Genomic DNA, 21,230 nt, shown 5'->3' on the forward strand with positions numbered 1-21,230 from the left:
TACACAGCCCATGAGCCAACCCGTTTTTACCCATACCCAGGACCAATTGAAGCAAATTGCGCAGGATATGCTGCGATTTGCGCGCGAAAAAGGCGCTTCTGACGCCGCTGTGGAAGTCAGCGAAGGCGGAGGTTTGTCCGTGAGCGTACGCAAGGGTAAAGTCGAGACCATAGAACAAAACAAGGACAAGGGCATAGGCGTCACCGTTTATATCGGACAAAAGCGCGGCAACGCCAGTACATCCGATTTTTCGCAGGCCTCACTGCAGGCTACGGTAGAAGCCGCCTACAACATCGCCCGTTTTACGGCGGAAGACGACTGCGCAGGTCTGCCGGAGGCAGAGTTGCTTGAAATGCATCCTAAAGACTTGAAATTATGCTATCCGTGGCTGATTTCTGCGGAAGAAGCGATAGAACTCGCTACCCGCACCGAAGCGGCTGCATTTTCCGTGGATAAACGCATTACCAACAGCGAGGGAGCCGGTGTCCATGTGCAGCAATCGCATTTTGTGTCAGCCAATTCGCGCGGTTTTATCGGCGGCTATCCGTTTTCGCGCCACACGATATCGGTAGCGCCTATCGCCGGCAAGGGCTCGCGCATGCAGCGCGACGACTGGTATTCTTCAGTGCGCAACGCAAAAAACCTGGCAAAACCAGAAGAGATCGGCATCTATGCGGCGCAAAGGGCGCTTGCACGCCTGAACGCGCGCAAGCTGGATACACGTAAGTGCCCGGTACTGTTTGAGGCGCCGCTGGCGGCAGGCCTGCTGGGCGCCTTCGTGCAGGCAGTATCCGGCGGCGCGCTGTACCGCAAATCGACTTTCCTGCTGGATACACTGGGCAGCCGCATCTTCCCGTCGCATGTGCAGGTCACGGAAGACCCGCATGTAGTCGGCGCGGTTGGATCTTCTCCTTTCGATGACGAAGGTGTCAAGACCCATCGCCGCAATGTCGTGGACAACGGCGTGCTGCAGGGGTATTTCCTGTCCTGCTATTCCGCGCGCAAACTGGGTATGCAAACCACCGGCAATGCCGGCGGTTCGCATAACCTGGCAATGACGTCATCACTGACCAAACGCACGGACAACTTCAAGGCCATGCTGAAAAAACTGGATACCGGCCTGCTGGTAACGGAACTGATGGGGCAGGGCGTGAACTACGTTACCGGCGATTACTCGCGCGGTGCATCCGGCTATTGGGTGGAAAGAGGCGAAATTCAGTACCCGGTGGAAGAGATCACTATCGCCGGCAACATGAAGGAAATGTTTCAGCAGATAGCCGCCATCGGCGCCGATTCTCTGATACGGGGCACCAAGGAAACCGGCTCCATCCTGCTTGAGAGCATGACCATCGCCGGAAGCTGATCCGGACCAGCCGGACTTAAACAAAATCCCCGTTATATGCAAGCGGGGATTTTTTTCAGGCAGGCAGCGGTTGCAGTTGCGCCAGCCTGGAAAGGCGCAGGGATATTGCGACGGCGGCAATCAGCAGGGTGGCGAGCACCATGACTACGCCGTTCCAGTCGTCGAATTTCCACACCAGGCCAGAGCAGGAGCCGATCAGGCTGGATCCCAGATAATAGGCGAACAGATACAGGGCCGAAGCCAGCGCCTGCGGAGGCCGGGCGCGACGGCCTACCCAGCTGCTGGTGATTGAATGCCCGCCGAAGAAACCGAAGGTGAACAAGGCAATGCCACCGACAATCAGCGCCAGGCCATGCGCCAGCGTCAGCAGCAAGCCCGACAGCATGGCCACAATCAACATCCACAATACGCGTCGGCGGCCGAATTTATCCGCCATCTTGCCGGACCATACCGAACTGAAAATGCCGAGCAGGTACAGTGACGAGATCGCGCCGACCGCGCTCTGGCTCAGGCCGAATTCCGGCCCCAGCAAGCGATAGCTGATGTAGTTGTACAAGCTGACAAAGCACCCCATCAGCAAGAATCCGATCAGGAAAAACCATGGCAAGCCCTCATCGCTGAAATGCTTGATGACGGAGGCCGGCATCGCAGCAAAACTTAGGGGGCGCTTGCTGAAATTTCTGGAGGCCGGCAGGCTGCGTAGAAATTCGGCAGCCGCTGCCAGTCCAGCTACGCCAACGATCAGCAGCGCAATGCGCCAGCTCAGGTGATCGCTGAGGACCGAAGAGACGACGCGGCCCATCATGCCGCCAAAAGCGCTGCCGCCTATATACAAACCCATCGCATAACCGAGCGACTTCGGTTCTATTTCCTCACTCAGGTAAGCCATGGCCACTGCAGGCAGTCCGGCCAGCACGATGCCCAGCAGCGCACGGCAGACCAGCAGTTGCGCATAATTCTGCGCAAACGCGCAGCATACCGTCATGGCAGCGGAGGCAAACAAGGCGAAGCACATCAAGGGCTTGCGTCCCAGCGCGTCGGATACCGCGCTGGCAAACAGCAGACAGATCGCCAGCGCCGCGGTCGATATGGAAAGCGACCAGCTGCTTTCCGATGGGCTCAGGTGGAACTCATGCGAAAACAGCGGCATCAGCGGCTGGACGCAATACAGCAGCGCAAATGTGGAAAATCCGCCGAAGAACAGCGCGCGCTTGACTCGCTGGAATTCGGGCGTGCCTATCTGTATCTGTGCCGGCGCGGTTTCCTGCGCGTCGGAAAAGCCGGGTAAGGCTGGGGTATGCATATCAAACTCTCGGTATTCAGGCGGACAATGGTCAGGAGACAAAATCCAGGCCAGTCCACCATGGATAGCATGTTAGTTTCGTGCTTTAATACAGTCAAATATATATTTATGCATTTTTTAATACTTTAAACAGATAACAGGCCATGGAACTGCGCCATCTCCGCTATTTTGTCACGGTCGCCGAAGAACTGCACTTTACCAGGGCAGCGGAGCGGCTGCACATCGGCCAGCCTCCGCTGAGCCAGCAAATCCAGGCGCTGGAAGAAGAAATAGGGGTACGCCTGCTGGAGCGCAGCAAGCGCTGGGTGAGGCTGACGCCGGCCGGCAAGTCTTTCCTGGACGACGCCAGGAAAATATTGGCGCTGTCCGAGCAAGCCGGACAAACCGCGCGCCGCATGGACAAGGGGGAAATAGGGGAGCTGCGGATAGGGTTTACGCCGTCCACGCCTTTCACCGAAATTTTCCCTACCGTGATCAATTTATTCAGGAAACAATTTCCGCAGGTGACTCTCAGTTTGCGTGAAATGCCGACCATGCGCCAACTGGAGGCCGTGGCGGAGCGCCAACTGGATTTGGGCTTCATCCGTCCCACGGAGATGGAGATTGCAAAAAATATCGCACTGACGGTGCTTAGCGTAGACCCGCTGCTGCTCGTCATGCCTGCGGGGCACCGGCTGTCGAAGCTGAAGTCGATTCCGTTCAGGGAGCTGGCCGAGGAATCCTTCATCATGTACCCGCACCGCGCGGGCACGGGGTTGTCGCGTCAGGTCGAGCACCTGTGCAGGGAAGCAGGATTTGAGCCGAAGATCGTGCAGGAGGCGCAGGAAGCTTCTACGATCATAGGCCTGGTGGCGGCCGGATTCGGCGTTTCCATCCTGCCGGAATCCTATAAGAACATACAGCTGAGCGGCGTCAGCTACCGCCCTATGGCCGGGGCGGCATCCAAAACGACGCTGATGCTGGCCCATCTGGCCGATGACGATAATCCGCTGAAGACGGCCTTCCTGCAAATGGCTGGAGGCGCAAAGGGGAAGAACTTGGTCAGGCTCCCAGATACGCCTCTATGACACGTGGGTTGTGCAGCAGGTTCTGCCCACTGTCAGCCAGCACGATCTTGCCGTTTTCCAGCACGTAGCCGCGTTGCGCGATCTTCAGTGCCTGGCGTACGTTCTGCTCCACCAGTAGGATGGTCAGGCCGGTCTGGTTGATTTCTTTCAGTACGCGGAAAATTTCCTGCACCATCAGCGGCGCCAGCCCCATGGACGGCTCATCCAGCAGCAGCACTCGGGGCTTGGCCATCAGCGCGCGGGCAATCGCCAGCATCTGCTGCTCGCCACCGGACAAATTTCCTGCCAGGCCGGCTTCGCGGGTTTTCAGTACAGGGAACAGCGCAAACACCCAGGCCAGGTCTTTCAGCACCTGCAGCCTGTCCTTACGGGTATAGGCGCCTAGCTCCAGGTTTTCACGCACGGTCAGCGTGGTCAGGATGGCACGGCCCTCGGCCACTTGCACGACACCGTTCCGGACAATGCGGTGTGGCGGCAGTTTGGTCAGATCTTTACCATCCAGCATGACGTGGCCGCTATCGGGTTTCAGCAAACCTGAAACCGCCAGCAGCGAGGTACTTTTTCCCGCGCCGTTGGCGCCAACCAGCGCAGTGATCTCGCCTTCATGCAATTCCAGGCTGATGCCTTTGACGGCCTCGATGTGGCCGTAGGAAACGGCAAGGTCTTTTATCTGGAGGATTATGCCCATGCTTCATCCTCCTTGCCCAGGTAGGCTTCGATGACGGCAGGATTGCTGCGGATTTCCGCCGGTGCGCCCTCGGCAATGATCTTGCCGAAGTTGAGCACCGCGATTTTTTCGCAGAGTTCCATCACGAATCGCATGTCGTGCTCGATCATGAAGATGGTAAAGCCTCTTTGCTTGATGTTGACGATCTCTGTCATCAATTCCGTTTTCTCTGCCGGGTTCATGCCGGCCACCGGCTCATCCAGCAACAATAGTTTAGGCTCGGTCGCCAGCGCGCGGGCGAATTCCAGCTTCCTCTGCTCGCCATAGGACAAGTTATCCGCCAGCATCTGCGCCTTATGGTCCAGCCGTACCCAGGACAACAGTTCCATGGCGCGCTCGCGCGCCTTGCTTTCTGCGGCCCGGAAGCCGCCGAGATTGAACAGGATGCCGGCCACACCGTAATCAAGATGATCATGCATGCCGACCACGACGTTTTCCAGCAGTGTCATTTCCTTGAAAATGCGGATGTTCTGGAAGGTGCGGGCGATGCCGAGTTTGGTAATGCGATGCGGCTGTACTGTCGTCAGATCCTGGCCGTTGAAACTGATACCGCCGCTGGAGGGGCGCAGCAGGCCGGTGATCAGGTTGATGATCGTGGTCTTGCCGGCGCCGTTGGGGCCGATCAGCCCAAAAATGCTGCCTTGCGCGACGCTGAAATTCACGTCCTGCAGCACGTGCAGGCCGCCGAAATTCTTACTGATGGCATTAAGTTGCAGCATTAGCCGGCCTTTCCAGTTTTACTCGCCATGTTTTTCTTTTGTGCGCGGCGTTCCCAGAAAGCACGTATGCGCAGCGGATCCCAGATGCCCTTGGGCAGGTACAGCACCACCAGGATCAGGATCAGGCCATTGGCCGCAAGGCGGAAGTCTTTCAGATAGCGCATCAACTCCGGCAGCAACGTCAAGGCCGTGCTGCCAATGACCGGTCCGATGAGGTTGCCGGTGCCGCCGAAAACGGCCATGGTCAGTATGTCCACCGCATTCTCAAATGCATAATTGCCGGGGCCTATCGTGAAGGTGTAATGTGCATTCAGGCCTCCGGCCACGCCTGCAATGACTGCGCCCAGTACAAAAGCCAGCAGTTTGTACGCCGACACATTGACACCCATCAGCCGCGCCGCGGTCTCATCCTGCTTGATCGCTTCAAACGCGCGGCCCACCTTGGAGCGGCGCAGCCTGGCCAATGCGTACAGTGTGACAGCAAGCAGCAGCACGATATGCCACCATTCTGTCTTCAGCGGAATGCCGTTCAAGCCCATCGGGCCGCCGGTAATGTCCAGGTTCAGCACAACCACCCTGACGACTTCGCCGAAACCTAATGTGGCCATGGCGAGGTACACGCCCGACAGCCGCAGCGTGGGAATGCCGATAATCAGCGCCACCAGCGCCGGTAGTGCAGCCGCTGCCAGCAAGGCAAGCGGGAAGGGCAGCGAGGTTTGCATGCTGATCATTGACGCCGCATAGGCGCCTATGCCCATGAACGCCGCATTGGCCAGCGACAGCAGGCCACAGGACAGCGTTAAGTAAATTGACAGCGCCAGCATCGCATTGATGCCCAGGCTGAAAATGACCGTGCTATAGATAGCCCAGAATCCGTCCCACCATTCGAGCATGATCTTAAGCCTTTCTTTCCAAAATCTTGCCAAACATGCCGGAAGGACGGACTAACAAGATCAAAAACAGCAAACCGAAAGCAACCGCATCGCGGAAATCGCTGGACAGGTAAGCCACGCTCAGCACTTCGGCAAAACCGAGGAACAGCCCGCCTATCATGGCGCCGCGGATATCGCCCATGCCCCCCAGGATGATCACTGCAATGCCTTTATGCAGCATGGGCTGGCCCATGAAGGGTGAAATCGCATTGAAGGACAATCCCACCAGTACGCCGGCTGCCCCGCCCAGCGCTGCGGCGGCAAATGAAGTCAGGAAGAATAGGCCCTCCACGTTGATGCCCAACAGGTAGGCAGCTTTGGGCGACTCGGCAATCGCGCGCAAGGCGCGGCCCAGCTGGGTACGCCGCATTATGGCCAGCAGGATGATCATCAGCACGAATGAAATAAGCACAATCGCCAGCTGAACCGCAGTCAGGTGCAGGTTGCCCACGGTGAAGCTGTCTTCAGGAATGGTGCCAAACGGGAAACGCTTGTTTTCTGCGCCGAATACGCCCTGCGCGATATTGGTGATCATGATGGCCACGCCTATTGTCGCAATCATCGGTATCAGGTGGGGCGCATTGCGCTTGCGCAGTGGCCGCAATACAAGGAAATCGACAATCAGGCCTATCAGGCCGGTAACCAGCATCGCCAGCAGCATGGCCAGCCATAAAGACATCGCGAACTTGTTGACAAGCAGTAGCGCAATATAGCTGCCCAGCATGAAAATCGCGCCGTGCGACAGGTTGATAACCCCCAGCACGCCGAACACCAGCGTAAAACCGAGCGCAAACAGCGCGTACACGCTGCCTAGCGAAAGGGCATTGATCAGTTGTTGTTCTAACATGGCACCTGCTGAAGAAAAAAATGCGAAGACTTTGCTATGAGCAATGGCGGTGCGCTGTATCCATCTGATGGGAGGGAATGGCTCACCCCCTAAGTTTGCTACCAGGACGTGAAGGCTGCCGCCATCCCCGGAGGACAGCGGCGCACTTGTTTTTTACTTCAACAAAATGAACTTGCCGCCCTTGGCGATGTTCACGATAGCATCTTGCTGGGCGTCGTAACCGACTTCCTTGCCACCTTGCGCAGCTGCGCGGCGGAAGGCAAATTTGCCGGTTGCTCCGTCATATTTCACCGCAGGCAGTGCATCGCGCAATGCCAGGCGGTCTTTTTCCAGGTTGCCGCTCAATTTCACTTTTGCCAGCGCTTCGGCCACGATCTGCATCGCATCGAAGGCCTGTGCAGCAAACTGGTCAGGGTCGCCGCCGAACTTGGCTTTGTAGTCCATCATGAACTTCTTGTTGGCGGAGGCCGGATTTTCTGCCGACCAGGGGCTGCCCATCAGCGTATTGTCGGCGCCATCCTTGGCGATCTCAAACAGCTTGGGCGAGTTGAAGCCGTTGCCGCCGACAAATGGCTGCTTCATGCCCAGGGAGCGGGTCTGCAGGATGATATTGGCGGCTTCTTCCGCCAGGCAGGAACAGATGATGGCATCCGGATTGGTGGCCTTGATCTTGGTCAGCTGCGCCTTGAAATCCACATCGCCCTTGGCATAGGTTTCGGTATCGGTAACGGCTATTTTTTGCGCTTCCAGCGCCGCCTTGAAGACGTCGTAGCCGCTCTTCGTGAATGCATCGTCGTTACCGTACAGGACGGCGACTTTCTTGATGCCGAACTGCTTGACCGCCGCACGCGTAGTAACCGGCAAAACGTCGGCTTCCATTACGGAGTTACGGAAAGTGAACGGGCCCATATTGGTGATGCCGTCTGCCGTGTTGCTGGTGCCGAACACGACCGTTTTGGATGCATTGGCAATAGGATCGGCGGCAAAGGCCGAGTTGGACAAGGTAGGGCCGAATACCATCAGCACCTTATCCTGGAAAATCAGTTTTTTGAAAACGTTGATGGCTTCTTCTTTTTTGCCCTGTTCATCTTCTATGACCAGCACAATTTTATTGCCGTTGACGCCGCCTTTGGCGTTCAGTTCATCGGCAGCCAGTGTGAAACCGTTTTTGATGGCGACGCCGTATTTCGCGGCAGGGCCGGTCAACGCTTCGGCAACACCGATCTTGATATCTGCAGCAACGCTGGCGGCTGACCAGGCAAGCATGGTGCTCGCAACCAGAGCTTTCATCCGATATGACATTGTTTTCTCTCCTGTTATAAGTTTTATTAAAAAGTTTTTATTAATAACTTTTTATCAAGTTCACTCTTTTTCTTTATTTATTATCGCCGGAAATTGTATGTTTGGTCAGAAAATGCGGCAATAAAACATCATGCGGCAATGCAGCATAACTACTTAAGTGAAAATACGAAGCCAAGGGCAGGGTGGAAATGGCAAAGCCGGGGCAGCCTCTGAGGCTGGCCCGGCATATCGTCTCATGCCGATATCAGCCCAGCTTTGCGCGGGCGCGGGCGATTGCCGCCTTGACCTGGTTCGGTGCTGTGCCGCCGATATGGTCGCGCGCGGCGACAGAGCCTTCCAGCGTCAGCACGGCGAAGACGTCATCGCCGATCAGCGTGGAAAATTTCTGCAAATCAGCCAGGCTCATGTCGCTCAGGTCGCAGCCTTTGTCCACACAGGTACGCACGGCGAGCGCCACTGCCTCATGGGCATCGCGGAAAGGCAGGCCCTTTTTGACCAGGTAATCGGCCAGGTCGGTCGCAGTAGCGTAGCCCTGCAGCGCGGCGGCGCGCATTGCATCCGCCTTTACGGTGATGCCGGTGGCCATGTCCGCAAAAATACGCAGCGTATCGACAACAGTGTCTACCGTGTCGAACAATGGTTCCTTGTCTTCCTGGTTGTCCTTGTTATAGGCCAGCGGCTGGCCCTTCATCAAAGTCAGCAGCGCGATCAGGTGCCCGTTGACGCGGCCGGTCTTGCCGCGTGCCAGTTCCGGCACGTCGGGATTTTTCTTTTGCGGCATGATGGATGAGCCGGTGCAGAAACGGTCGGCGATATCGATGAAACCTACCCTCGGGCTCATCCAGATCACCAGCTCTTCCGACATGCGGGAGACATGGGTCATGACCAGTGCCGCGGCAGCGCAGAACTCAATTGCGAAATCGCGGTCCGACACTGCATCCAGCGAGTTGTGGCACACATCCTCAAATCCCAGCGTCCTGGCAACCCGTTCGCGGTCGATAGGAAATGTCGTGCCGGCCAGCGCAGCGGCGCCCAGCGGCAGGCGGTTGACGCGCTTGCGGCAATCCAGCATGCGTTCCGCATCGCGGCTGAACATCTCCACATAGGCCAGCATGTGGTGGCCGAAGGTAATCGGCTGCGCAACCTGCATGTGCGTAAAACCAGGCAGAATGGTTTCAGCATGCTGTTCCGCAAGGTTCAGCAGGGCCAGGCGCAGGTCGCCCAACAGGCCGACGATGATGTCGATGGAAGAACGCACATACAGGCGAATGTCAGTCGCCACCTGGTCGTTGCGCGAGCGGCCGGTATGCAGGCGCTTGCCGGCATCGCCGACCAGTTCGGTCAGGCGTTTTTCTATGTTCAGGTGCACATCTTCCAGATCCAGCAGCCACTCAAATTTGCCGGCATCGATTTCGGCCTTAATCTGCGCCATGCCGCGCTGGATATCGGCATAGTCCTGTGCATTGATGATATTTTGAGCAGCCAGCATTTCGGCGTGGGCCAGCGAGCCCTCGATATCAAAGGCAGCCATGCGGTTATCAAAAAATACCGAGGCGGTGTAGCGTTTGACCAGATCGGAGACGGGTTCGGAGAAACGGGCAGACCATGCCTCGCTTTTTTTAGAGAATTGTGATGTCATAGTGGTTTCCAGTGTTATCCCTTAATTATAAGGCACTAGTGAACTGTCATCGTCAATTTGGAAACGAAGGCCATGCATGGCCGGCTGGAACAGGTCGTTCTTATCATGCGATCTGAAGAAAAAAGTCCGATAACGGCGGGCCGTAATACGTCCCTGATTCCGGACTGCTGCAATATTGGCATTGTTTTTCGAATATTGATCGCCGCCAACGTCATGGTGCTGCTGGCGCTGATGTCGCGCGGACAGGGCAACTCGGATGCGTTGCAGGATTTTATTGAAATGGCGATGCTGGTCGAAACCATCAGCCTGTTTTCTTTGCTATTGCTCTGCGGAGCAAGGAGACTGTCGCTACTGTATTCCTTTCCCGGCTGGCTGCAGCGTGTGGCGTGCGGCGCCATTCCCGCGGCTATTTGCGGCTTGCTGCTCATCTATTTTTCGAGATTCGACTGGTTCGGCAACAGTTACCCGCATCTGCACCTGGGTTATGCGACGCTGATCTGTTTTGTCGTCGGCCTCGCGCTGCAACACTATTTTGAACTGCGCACCAAGGCATTTTCGCCTGCGCTCGGCGAAGCCCAATTGCAGGCATTGCAGGCCAGGATACGCCCGCATTTTCTGTTCAACAGCCTCAATGCAGTGCTATCGATGATACGTACGGAGCCGCGCCGTGCTGAGACGACACTGGAAGACCTCGCAGACCTGTTCAGGATATTGATGCGCGATACCCGCGATATGAGCACACTGAAAGAGGAGATTCATCTGTGCAAGCAGTACCTTTCAATCGAAAAAATCCGCCTTGGCGAACGGCTGGCGGTGGAGTGGAGCGTTGCCAACCTCACTGAGTCTGAACTGCAAAATAGCCGTATCGCCACCTTATTGCTGCAACCCTTGCTGGAAAATGCGGTGCACTATGGTGTGGAGCCATCGACCCAGCCCGCGTGTATCGAGGTGGACATACAGCGCAAACTGGATAAAATTGATATACGCATCGTCAACCCTTACCATGGCGCCGTTGCTATGCCGGGAAGCAATCACATGGCCTTGAATAATATCCGCGAACGGCTGCGCCTGCTTTACGATATGGAGGCTGGCCTGAGCCATGGGGTTGTCGGCGACAGGTTTGAAGTGAAACTGTATTTTCCTTACAAAAAATAAGCAGATGCACAAGCATAGAATTTTCATTGTCGACGACGAGGCTCCTGCCAGGCAAAGGCTGGCAACGCTGCTGTCTGACATTCAGGACACTTGTTCCTGCGAACTGGCAGGCGAGGCCGGCAATGCCCAGGAAGCACTGGATGCCATCATGTCGTCCAGGCCGGATATCGTGTTGCTGGATGTGCAGATGCCCGGCATGACGGGGCTGGAGCTGGCGCGGCATCTGACCGACAATATGGATGCAGCGGCCCCGGCCATCATATTTATTACAGCCTATGACGAGTACGCTGTGAAAGCCTTTGACGTCCACGCGCTGGACTATTTGTTGAAGCCGGTGCGCGCCGCGCGGCTGGAAGAGGCCATCCTGCGTGCCAGCCGCATCCGCGCAGGCTCCCGGCAAGCGGATGCCGCTATTGCCACGGCACCGGAACGGCGCCGGAATTTTTCAGTACTGGAGCGGGGCAGGGTATTGCTGGTGCCGGTGGCAGACGTGCTGTTCCTGAAGGCAGAGCAAAAATACGTCACACTGCACACCCGCGAGCGCAGCTACTTGCTGGAAGAAGCGCTGGTGTCGATAGAGGAAGAAATGGCCGACGTGCTGGTGCGCGTGCACCGGAACGCGCTGATCGCGCGCAATGCCATCCGGGGCGTTGAACGGGTCAGCCATCTGGCGCATCAGGGTAGTGACAAAAATGCCCCGCAGTCGATGGGCGCTGATGGTGTTCTTGAAAAAATCAGCGAGTCGTGGCAAGTCATCCTGCGTGATACGGATGAGCGGCTGCCTGTTTCCCGCCGCCAGTGGCCGGTCATCAAATCACTTGTGCGCTGACATTGTCCAGCGCCGCCCCATCCTATCCAAACTCTCCAATTCAATGAACAACACCAGCGCACAACGCCAGCAGCTCCGCAATCAATGCACACTCGTGTTTCCCGGCTTTCGGAGCCTCAGCCCGGCCGAGGAATTCCGGGCCCTTGCAGACTGGTGCGAAGCCAATAACGTCGAACACGATGTCTATGGGGAAGGTGAGTTGCTGAGCAAATTTGAGCAGAAAATAGCCCAGTTGCTAGGCAAACCTGCCGCGGTGTTCATGCCCAGCGGCGTGATGGCGCAGCTGATCGCTGTGCAAATTTGGGCGGAACGCAGCGGTTTGCCGCGCTTCGGCCTGCACCCAACTTCCCACCTGATAGGCCATGAAGAGCAGGCGTACGAAGCCCTGCTGAAGCTGCATGGTGCGCCGGTGGGCGACCGCCTGCGGCCAATGCTGGCGTCCGACCTGGATGCCGTCAAACAAAGGCTTGCCTGCCTGCTGGTGGAATTGCCCATCCGTTGCGCCGGAGGCCAGCTTCCTGCGTGGGATGAATTGCAGGCACTGAAAGAGAAAGCGAAGGAACGCGGTATTCCCTTGCACATGGATGGCGCGCGGCTATGGGAAAGCCGGGCCTTTTATGGAAAGACCCATGCAGAGATCGTCGAGGGCTTTGATTCCGTCTACGTGTCCATGTACAAGGGCATAGGCGGGATTGCGGGTGCTGTCTTGCTCGGCGATGAAGAACTGGTTGCCACCGCCCGTATCTGGCAGCGGCGCATGGGCGGCACGCTGGTGCACCAGAGCCCGATGGTGGCGTCTGCGGCAATGCGATTCGACCAGCGTCTGACCCAGATGGATGATTGCCTGGAACGGGCAGTCGTGCTGGCGGAGGGGCTGAATGCCTTGCCCGGGGTGCGGGTCAATCCGCGCATGCCGCAAGCAAACATGATGCATCTCTATTTTGACGCCCATGAAGATCGCGTGATGGCGGCACGGGACCGCATTGCCGAGGAAGACAGGTGCTGGGTAGTCGGCGCGGTTCGGGCTGCCGAGGTCCCAGGCTGGAGCTTTACCGAACTCTATGTCGGAGATGGATTGCTTGGGCTTTCGAACGACACGGTATTGCCTTATTTTCAGAAATTGCTTGAACTGAGCCGCACCCCTGCTTGAGACCAGCTCACTGCCGGCGTGCCCCCGATAAAAACAGTGATACGGCAAGCTCCGCGCGCTCGCGGATTTCCTGGTTGCTCATGTCCCTGACGACCATCACCAGGCGCACAAATATGTCTCCTGAAAGGCAACCGAGGAAATGGCCCGTCAAGGTATCGACAGACAAATCCTCCCTCAGCTGCGCGCGTACGTCTTCGCGCGCAAAGTAGCGGGTCAGCATCTGCCTGGTCTGGATGGGACCTGCATTATAAAATGCAGTTGCCATGTCGGGGCTGCGCTTGGCCTCCGCAAACACTATCCTTTGCAGGTGGCCAGCGCGTTCAGTCATGACTATGCCCAGAAAGCGCTTGCCAAAATCTAGCAGCACTTCCGGCAGAGGGCGGTCGTCGTCCTCCATGTTCAGCAGGCCGGCAAAAGCCTGCTCACGGTTCATGGTGATGGCGGCACTCAGCAAGCCGATTTTGCCGCCGAATTTCACATAGATGGTGCGCACTGCCACATGGGCTGCCTTGGCGATAGTTTCCAGGCTGACATTGCCGTAGCCGTGCTCCAGGAACAGCTTGAGCGCCGTATTCATCAGATTCTCCAGGCGGTCTTCGACGTCATCCTGGCGCGGGCGTCCCACGCCATGAGCCTTCGTTTTTGCTGCTTTTTTCGGATTGGCGCTATCTTTGGCCGCGCCACCGGATTTCATTGTCGATTCATCCATCAAGAACTCCTGCATGATGCCATTTTGACGCAGTATATCTCAATTTAATGAAATGAAATCGTTTCATTTCTTGACTTTGGAAAAGTTAACGCCAATAATGAACATGCTTCGTTTCATTTATCGCTTGATTTCCCAGGATCACACCATGGCCACTCCACCCAACACGCATGACCAGGCTGCCATCGCGCCGGTTACTCCTCTCAATCCCGCACCGATCCCGCAGGCGGCCAAACCGGCGCCCAAGCGCCGCGTGCTGATCATCGCCGGCCTGGTCGTGCTGCTGGCCTTGGGCGCCGGCGGGCGCATCTGGTGGCGCAGCAACCACCTGGTCGAAACGGACAATGCCTATCTCACGGGCCATGTGCATCCGGTATCGGCACGGGTGGCGGGGGTTGTCACCAAGGTGCTGGTCGACGACAACCAGGCCGTGCATGCGGGCGATGTGCTGGCGGAGCTGGACCCGACCGACCAGCGGCTGCGCATAGAGCAGATACAGGCGCAGATTGTCTCGGTACAGCAGCAGGTACTCCAGTCCGAGGCGCAGATTGCACAGGCCAAGGCGCAGGCCAGCACTGCCGTTGCGCAACTGGCCCAGGCCGACGCGCAGGCGCTGAAAGCGCGCCAGGATGCAGAGCGCTATTCTCAGCTTTACAACACGCAGATGAAAGCAGTCTCCAAGGCAGAGGTGGACGCTGTGAATGCCGGACTAACCGGCGCCCAGGCCGATGTAGCGGCCAAACGCAGCTCGGTCGGCGCGGCGAACGCGCAGGCCAGCGCAGTGGCAACAGCGCGCGAGGTTGCGCGCGCACAGGTCAAGGTGCTGGAATCTCAATTAAAAGACGCACAACAGCAAATGGCCTACAACCGCATCCTGGCGCCGGTTTCCGGCCGCGTAGGAAAGCGCTCCCTGGAAGTCGGTGCGCGGGTTCAGGCCGGCCAGCAGTTGCTGGCACTCGTGGAAGATCAGGTCTGGGTTACCGCCAACTTCAAGGAAACGCAATTGCATGGCTTGCAAACGGGCCAGCGCGCCGACATCCGCGTGGATGCGCTGCCGGATCATGTATTCCATGGCCGTGTGGATAGTATTGCGCCAGCATCCGGCGCGCAATTTGCGCTGCTACCGGCCGACAACGCCACCGGCAATTTCACCAAGATAGTACAGCGCATCCCCGTAAAAATCCTGCTGGCCGACGAAGATTTGCGCTCCTTTCATGATCGCCTGGCGCCTGGCATGTCAGTGGTTGTAGAAGTGGAACTGGACCAGGCCGGTGTGCCGCAAAAAACTGCGGCAGGCAAACCTGAAGCAGCCGTAGCAGCACGCTAGGAACCGACATGAGCGCCAACTCCGTCGCCGTATCGCTACCGACCGTGCCTGCCCAGCCGGCGCAGCCCGTGTTTCCAGCCGCGCCTACCGAAATGAATACGCGCAGCTGGATTGCCTTATGCGCCGGCATGCTGGGCGCCTTTATGGCCATCCTCGATATCCAGATCACCAACTCGTCCCTGAAAGATATTCTGGGCAGCCTGTCCGCGACTCAGGAAGAGGGCTCCTGGATTTCCACAGCCTACCTGATTGCCGAGATCATCGTCATCCCGCTAACCGGCTTGCTGAGCCGCGCCTTCGGCATGCGTACTTACCTGCTAGGCACCACGGCAATCTTCCTGGCCGCATCCGCCATGTGCGGCAACGCCTGGAACCTGAACAGCATGATCGCTTTCCGCATGGTGCAAGGCTTCAGCGGCGGTGCGCTCATTCCCATGGCAATGACACTGGTGCTGACGCGGCTGCCGCAGTCCAAGCGCACGATCGGCATGGCGCTGTTCGGCCTGACGGCAACGCTGGCCCCATCGCTGGGGCCTACGGTGGGCGGCTATTTAAGCGAAATCTACGGCTGGCCATCGATTTTTTACGTCAACCTGGTGCCCGGCATGCTGATGCTGTCCGGCATTGCCTATGGTCTCAGTGACGAGGGCAAGCAGTTGCACCTGTTCCGTGATGCAGACTGGATAGGTATCGCCTGCATGGCGGTTGGCCTGGGTGCACTGACCGTGATGCTGGAAGAGGGCAATTCCAAGGACTGGTTTGATTCCAGCTATATCCTGATCAGCGCCGGCGCGGCCATCGTCGGCCTGGTGGGCTGGGTCGTTTCCAGCCTGCTGCGGCAAAATTCCTTTGTCAATTTGCGCTTGTACGGGAAAGGCAGTTTCCGCATCGCCACTGTGATGGCGCTGGTTACCGGCATGGGCCTGTACGGCTCCACCTTCGTGCTGCCGCTGTACCTCGCGCAAATTGCCGGTTACAGCCCCATGCAGATAGGCGAAGTCATCATGCTGATGGGCCTGCCTCAGCTGCTGGTAACTCCTGTCGCCGCCAGGCTGACGAGCAAGGTCGACAACCGTATCCTGGCCTCTTTCGGACTCAGCCTGTTCGGCATTTCCTGCCTGATTAACGCTTACATGGACTCCACGGTGGGCTACGACCAATTGATCCTTCCGCAGGTGGTGCGTGCACTGGGCCAGCCTTTCCTGATGCTGACCTTGCAGAACTTCGTCATGCAGGGTGTCGCGCCACGCGATGTCGGCTCCGCCTCCGGCCTGTTCAATATGTCGCGCAACCTGGGCGGCTCCATCGGCATTGCCATGCTGGCTACGATGCTGACGCAGCGTACCCAGTTCCACTGGCAACGCATAGGCGAGTCGGCATCGGCCTATTCGCTGGCAACCCAGGTCAGGCTGGACCAGTTGACGCAAAATTTCATTGCCAGCGGTATAGAGCCATCCACTGCCGGGCAGCAGGCAACGCAGATGATCAACAACCTCATCACGAGAGACGCCACAGTCATGGCATTCAACGACTGCTTCTGGATCATGGGCATCCTGCTGATAGCCTGCGTGCCGCTGGTGTGGATGTTTGACCGCGTGATCACACAGACAGGCGCCGGAGGAGGGCATTGATGTTTGATCTGATCGCACTTGCGCTGGCCGCCAGGCCTTTTTTTAGCAGAATTTTTATTGAGGTAACCGCCATGTTAAAACGCATCGCCATCACCGGCATGTTATCTGCCATTGCGGCGGTGACCGCCGGATGCGCCGCAGTAGGGCCAGATTTTCACGCACCGCAGGCATCGCTGCCAGCCGCTTTCAAACGCGTGCAGCCAGACCCTGCAGGACAGCAATCATTGCGGGAGCAGGCGCATTTGCCGCAGCGCTGGTGGAAAATCTACCGAGATCCGGGACTGAATATGCTGGAAGATGCAGCGCTGCGTGACAATAGCAATGTCAAAGCGGCAGCGGCACGGCTGCTGCAGGCCGAAGCGCAATTGGGCAGCGTGCGCGCCAACCGGGCGCCGCAATTGAATGCCAGCGCGGGCATTTCCAATTCGCATACGTCTGCGCAAACCTCGCAAGGTCTTGCCTTCGGTGGCCAGTCCATCAGCGGCAACCAGTATCAGGTGGGCCTTGGTTTGTCCTATGAGCTTGACCTTTGGGGGAAACTGCACCGCGCCGTCGAATCCACCGATGCACAGGCACTGGCCGCTGTATATGACAGGGACGGCGTATTGCTGCTGCTGAGCTCACAGGTTGCTACGACCTATTGGCAATGGCGCGGCTTGCAGGGCGAGCTGCATATCCTGCAGGATGCGCTGGCCAGCCGCCGCGAAACCCAGCAACTGGTACAGGCGCGATTCGACAACGGCTTTACCAATGAACTTGACGTTGCCCGCGCCAAAGTGGAAACGGCAAATGCCGAAGCCGACCTGCATGAAACCCAGCGCCAGTCCAATCTGCTGGAACACAGCCTGGCCGTGCTGACCGGCAGGCCACCGGAAGACGGCTTGCCGTTGAACGCTTCGGCAGGATTGCCGGATGCACCGGCCGTGCAAGCCGGCCTGCCGGCCAGCCTGCTGGCCCAGCGCCCGGACTTGCAGCAAAGTGTCGCCTTGCTGCGTTCCGCCAACGCGCAGATCGGCGTGGCGGAAGCCGCGTTCTATCCTTCGATACACTTGACCAGCGATTTGGGCTATGCGTCGGAAAGCCTGCGGCATCTGGGTGAATCAGGCTCGCGTCAGTTCAGCATCGGGCCATTGGCCTTGTCGCTACCGATCTTCGATGGCGACCGCAACCGGTCCGGGCTTGACCTGGCCCGCGCACGCTACGATGAAGCGCTGGCAAACCACGAAGGCAAACTGCTGACGGCGCTGCGTGAAGTAGAAGATGCCTTGTCGGATACGGCCGAAAGGCAGCAGCAGGAACAGGTGCAACAGCAGGCACAGCTGGCCGCCGCTCGCGCCTATACGGTTGCCCGTTTCCGTTATGAGCGCGGCTTGTCCAATTTCCTGGAAGTCACCGACGCGCAAAGAAGTTCACTGGCGGCAGACCGCGCGGCAGTGCAAATCCATACACAACGCTTGCTGGCAGCGGCTGCCGTCGCCCGTTCGCTGGGCGGTGGATGGAAAGCTGATGCGCCCGTGCTGGCGAAGCTGGAGCGGTAAGTCTTTGACGTTGCTTTTGCCAGCAATGCCGGGTCGCTGTATTACTCAGCGACCGGCTAACTACATTTAGCTTCCTAGACCCGGTGCCGGTTTAGTAGGCAGTCCGCCGCGCCCACTGCTAACTTGGTACCAATCGATTTTGCGTGTAACTACCATGATTGCAGCCAGAATGGCAAATAGCAGTAAAGAGCCGAGCACCAGTGCGTTGTCCTCTGATGCCAGCAGACCATACAAGGCAGCATATAAGGCCGTTAGCATGGCTCCAAATCCTACGCCCCGCCTTTTACTGCGCAGGACATGGCTGAGATAAAACGCCAGCAGCCCGATACAGGCGGCACTGGCAACCAGATAAGCATATAAAAAAGGAATGTGCTCCGACAGGCTGAGTAGGAGCAGGAAGAAAATTGTCAGCCCCAAACCTACCAGCATGTACTGCACTGGATGGATCGCCAGTTGTTTGATCAGCTCGAACATAAAAAAACCGACGAAAGTCAGTAATACGAACAGCAGGCCGTATTTGCTGGCACGATCTGTCTGGCTGTAGATATTAATCGGCTCCACGAGATTGACACTGAGGACATCCACGTTACCGTGATGCAAATTGGTGTCTATTACGCCTGGTGTGGGTGTGTTATTGCCTGCTAAATACTGGCGCTGCGTATTGGCTGCTAGTGCAGATATTTCCCAGCTTGCGTCAAATCCCTTGGCGGTGACGTTCCGACTGCGAGGCAAGAATGCGCCGGCAAACTGTGGGTGCGGCCAGTGGGAATTCATTGTGAACTTATTGTTATCTCCTATCGGGACCAGTGAAAAACTTTCGGTTCCAGCCAGATTAAGTTGCAGGCTGATCTGGCCGCTCCACCTATTATCGGTGGGTACCAGCCCGAGCACCGCATGAATGCCATCTGAACCGACCAAGCCGGAACCGTTTTTGACTTCCAGTGGCTGCTTGTCCAGCGAAAGGCGGGGTGAGCCGACAATACCGCGGACATCCTTGATTTCCACTCCCAGCAAAGGCGCGCCATACGTACGGCCTTGCTTGGCCGGCAAGGTATCGTCAAAACGGGCGTTGATGTTTCCTTGCCACTCATAGACCCTTACTTCATGCAAGCCGCGATAGCGCGTCTGGGGCTCCAGTTTTCCGTCTATCTGCAACTCTTTGGGAAACAGATACGTTGTACCTCTGGTGCTGCTGCTACGCACGATTTCTTTGCTGGTCAAAGGATCAACCTCTTTGACCTGCTCAACATCTACGTAGGGAATGATCAGTACCGGTCCAGTAATCGATTGTTCTCCCGCGTAGCTGCCTGCGATGTTGGCAATCGCTTCCTGCCGGTGAGTGACTCGTTCACTGATGACACCGCGTATCATTTCCAGCGGAAACAAGATCGCAAATGTCATCAGGCTCACTAATACTATTTTTCCCCAAAATGCACGACTCATGGCTTTCTCCATTTGACTTGAAGAATGCACTGTAGATTGCTACGGTGTTAATAAGATGAAGGCGCGGACAGGTTGTGTGAAGTGAATGTGAAGCAACGCTTACGAAGGGAGTAGCGGTAGTTCCAGGATGGCAGTTACGCCGCCACCTTCCGCATTGTTCAAACTGATCTGCCCTTTGTGCAGATGGGCAATCTCGCGCACAAAACAAAGACCCAGGCCTGTGCTTTTAGCTTTTCCATTGGGGCGGGGCAGGGAGTAGAAACGTTCGAATATTCTCGGCAATGCATATTCCGGGATGCCGGCGCCCTGATCGCGAACGCAGATATTCAGTCGTTGACGTGAGGTGTTCAACGCCATGCTGATACGGCTCCCGGCGGCAGAAAATGAGATGGCATTGTCAACCAGGTTGACGCAAGCCTGTTTCAACAGCAGTCTGTCCCCACGAATAAATAGTCGTGCTTCACCCTCTATCAGATTCAGCTCTACGTGAGCATCTTGGGCAGTTGCCTCCATCAGAAGCATCACTTCCTGTACCAAGACCTGCATATCGATTGCCTCCGGATTTTCCAGCGCCCGGCGATTTTCCAACGCAGCGAGGGCCAGCATCTTCTCCACCAGTTGAGACAGGCGCTGTGTCTGCTCCCGGATATTACTCAGAAAGCGTTGCTGCATTTCGAACGGCACACTGTCTTTTCGTTCGTCCGTCAGAAGTTCGGCTGCGCCGCGGATGGCGGCAAGTGGGCTCTTCAATTCATGGGTGAGCGCGTGCATGGTATTTTCCACATACTGCTTGCCTTCCAACTGCTGCCGCATGCCTTCCAACCGGCGCCCCAGTTCTATGATTTCTTGCGGTCCCCTCGTAGGAGGCTCAGCGCGTTCACCGGCAGTCACGGCACGCGCGTAACTTTGGAGGCGGCTAAGGGTATTGCTAACCCACCATGTCATCAATCCACCTATCAGAAGGGAAACAATAATCAGTCCGGTGCTCCAGCTCAGGATGATGCCTGCGCTTTTGCTCAATGCCGGTTGCAGGCTGTTGTTTGGCTTGGCCACCGTCAACACACCCAACAGGTGCTTTCCATCCATGATAGCCGCAGCAACATGCATTACCGAACTGGATTCGTCCGCAGCATTTTCCCGCGTGGAACGGGCGCCATATTTTCCTCTTAAGGTCTCGTATACATTGTTCCAACGGGAATAGTCCTTACCCACAGCAGCGCCGGTAGAGTCGAAAACCACAATTCCTTTTTTGTCCGTAACATAGACACGATAGTCAAGCTGGCTTTTATTCAAACCCCAAATCCTGGCATTGATGCTGCGCTGACTATATTCCCGGATATGCGCAGCAAATTCGCCATCGGCGATATGCCCATTTTTCATATCGTTTGCCGCCAGTTCTGCCAGGATATTAGCGGTGTCAACCAGCGTTGCCTCCATTGCCTGTCTGACGGCTGGCTTGACTTCTTTCAGGAATACTTGTTGTACTACCAGTGTCGCAAGACCCACGATCAGGAAATATCCGAGAAAGACACGCAGGCCGAGTTTCATGCCG

General features: G+C 57.1%; 18 protein-coding genes. 8 read left to right on the forward strand and 10 right to left on the reverse strand.

The genetic code is table 11. The features are described from left to right. The first annotated feature begins 10 nt into the window (after positions 1–10). Complete coding sequence (pmbA, locus tag ACO0LO_RS06830; RefSeq protein ID WP_422963440.1) at positions 11–1,363, forward strand: metalloprotease PmbA; 1,353 nt, start codon at positions 11–13, stop codon at positions 1,361–1,363. A gap of 55 nt (positions 1,364–1,418) precedes the next feature. Here pmbA and ACO0LO_RS06835 read toward each other — a convergent pair whose 3' ends face one another. Continuing rightward, on the reverse strand, positions 1,419–2,666 hold the full coding sequence (locus ACO0LO_RS06835) for an MFS transporter (protein ID WP_422963441.1): 1,248 nt from the start codon (positions 2,664–2,666) through the stop codon (positions 1,419–1,421). A gap of 143 nt (positions 2,667–2,809) precedes the next feature. Here ACO0LO_RS06835 and ACO0LO_RS06840 point away from each other — a divergent pair, with 143 nt between their 5' ends. Next, a complete protein-coding gene (locus tag ACO0LO_RS06840; RefSeq protein WP_422963442.1) occupies positions 2,810–3,733 on the forward strand; it encodes a LysR family transcriptional regulator in 924 nt (307 codons plus the stop codon). Here ACO0LO_RS06840 and ACO0LO_RS06845 read toward each other — a convergent pair. The 6 genes from ACO0LO_RS06845 to argH form a co-directional block, all read right to left on the reverse strand. Then, the gene (locus ACO0LO_RS06845) at positions 3,708–4,421 is read right to left on the reverse strand and encodes an ABC transporter ATP-binding protein (protein ID WP_422963443.1); all 714 of its coding nucleotides are present in this window, start codon (positions 4,419–4,421) and stop codon (positions 3,708–3,710) included. The genes ACO0LO_RS06840 and ACO0LO_RS06845 overlap by 26 nt on opposite strands. Next, on the reverse strand, positions 4,412–5,179 hold the full coding sequence (locus ACO0LO_RS06850; protein WP_422963444.1) for an ABC transporter ATP-binding protein: 768 nt from the start codon (positions 5,177–5,179) through the stop codon (positions 4,412–4,414). Before ACO0LO_RS06850 ends, ACO0LO_RS06845 begins: the two co-directional genes overlap by 10 nt. Further along, complete coding sequence (locus tag ACO0LO_RS06855; RefSeq protein WP_422963445.1) at positions 5,179–6,072, reverse strand: branched-chain amino acid ABC transporter permease; 894 nt, start codon at positions 6,070–6,072, stop codon at positions 5,179–5,181. Before ACO0LO_RS06855 ends, ACO0LO_RS06850 begins: the two co-directional genes overlap by 1 nt. 4 nt (positions 6,073–6,076) lie before the next feature. Then, positions 6,077–6,958: a branched-chain amino acid ABC transporter permease gene (locus ACO0LO_RS06860; RefSeq protein ID WP_422963446.1), complete on the reverse strand. Its 882-nt coding sequence runs from the start codon at positions 6,956–6,958 to the stop codon at positions 6,077–6,079. A gap of 153 nt (positions 6,959–7,111) precedes the next feature. Then, a complete protein-coding gene (locus ACO0LO_RS06865) occupies positions 7,112–8,260 on the reverse strand; it encodes an ABC transporter substrate-binding protein (RefSeq protein ID WP_422963447.1) in 1,149 nt (382 codons plus the stop codon). A gap of 244 nt (positions 8,261–8,504) precedes the next feature. After that, complete coding sequence (gene argH, locus ACO0LO_RS06870) at positions 8,505–9,899, reverse strand: argininosuccinate lyase (protein WP_422963448.1); 1,395 nt, start codon at positions 9,897–9,899, stop codon at positions 8,505–8,507. Between the two features lie 195 nt (positions 9,900–10,094). Between argH and ACO0LO_RS06875 the strand changes: the two genes are divergently transcribed. From ACO0LO_RS06875 to ACO0LO_RS06885, 3 genes are read left to right on the forward strand one after another with little or no spacing between them, the layout of a single operon-like run. Continuing rightward, positions 10,095–11,054, forward strand: coding sequence for a sensor histidine kinase (locus tag ACO0LO_RS06875; RefSeq protein WP_422963449.1), 960 nt, complete (start codon positions 10,095–10,097; stop codon positions 11,052–11,054). Positions 11,055–11,058: 4 nt separating this feature from the next. Continuing rightward, positions 11,059–11,883, forward strand: coding sequence for a LytR/AlgR family response regulator transcription factor (locus ACO0LO_RS06880; RefSeq protein WP_422963450.1), 825 nt, complete (start codon positions 11,059–11,061; stop codon positions 11,881–11,883). Between the two features lie 43 nt (positions 11,884–11,926). After that, positions 11,927–13,033, forward strand: coding sequence for a threonine aldolase family protein (locus ACO0LO_RS06885; protein ID WP_422963451.1), 1,107 nt, complete (start codon positions 11,927–11,929; stop codon positions 13,031–13,033). Between the two features lie 7 nt (positions 13,034–13,040). Here the strand turns inward: ACO0LO_RS06885 and ACO0LO_RS06890 are convergent, their stop codons facing one another. Then, positions 13,041–13,742, reverse strand: a complete 702-nt coding sequence (locus ACO0LO_RS06890) for a TetR/AcrR family transcriptional regulator (RefSeq protein ID WP_422963452.1) — start codon at positions 13,740–13,742, stop codon at positions 13,041–13,043. A gap of 145 nt (positions 13,743–13,887) precedes the next feature. On the opposite strand from ACO0LO_RS06890, the gene ACO0LO_RS06895 reads away from it, so the two are divergent. From ACO0LO_RS06895 to ACO0LO_RS06905, 3 genes are all read left to right on the forward strand, one after another. Beyond that, positions 13,888–15,066 (forward strand): HlyD family secretion protein, encoded by a 1,179-nt coding sequence (locus ACO0LO_RS06895; RefSeq protein ID WP_422963453.1) that lies wholly within the window; start codon positions 13,888–13,890, stop codon positions 15,064–15,066. 8 nt (positions 15,067–15,074) lie between these two features. Then, on the forward strand, positions 15,075–16,697 hold the full coding sequence (locus tag ACO0LO_RS06900; protein ID WP_422963454.1) for a DHA2 family efflux MFS transporter permease subunit: 1,623 nt from the start codon (positions 15,075–15,077) through the stop codon (positions 16,695–16,697). Positions 16,698–16,768: 71 nt separating this feature from the next. Then, positions 16,769–18,235, forward strand: a complete 1,467-nt coding sequence (locus ACO0LO_RS06905) for an efflux transporter outer membrane subunit (RefSeq protein WP_422963455.1) — start codon at positions 16,769–16,771, stop codon at positions 18,233–18,235. 66 nt (positions 18,236–18,301) lie between these two features. Here ACO0LO_RS06905 and creD read toward each other — a convergent pair whose 3' ends face one another. Next, the gene (gene creD, locus ACO0LO_RS06910; protein WP_422963456.1) at positions 18,302–19,678 is read right to left on the reverse strand and encodes a cell envelope integrity protein CreD; all 1,377 of its coding nucleotides are present in this window, start codon (positions 19,676–19,678) and stop codon (positions 18,302–18,304) included. Positions 19,679–19,777: 99 nt separating this feature from the next. Then, positions 19,778–21,226, reverse strand: coding sequence for a two-component system sensor histidine kinase CreC (gene creC, locus ACO0LO_RS06915; protein WP_422963457.1), 1,449 nt, complete (start codon positions 21,224–21,226; stop codon positions 19,778–19,780). Positions 21,227–21,230 lie beyond the last annotated feature (4 nt).

Source organism: Undibacterium sp. TJN25 (assembly GCF_049339885.1).
Lineage (GTDB): Bacteria > Pseudomonadota > Gammaproteobacteria > Burkholderiales > Burkholderiaceae_D > Undibacterium.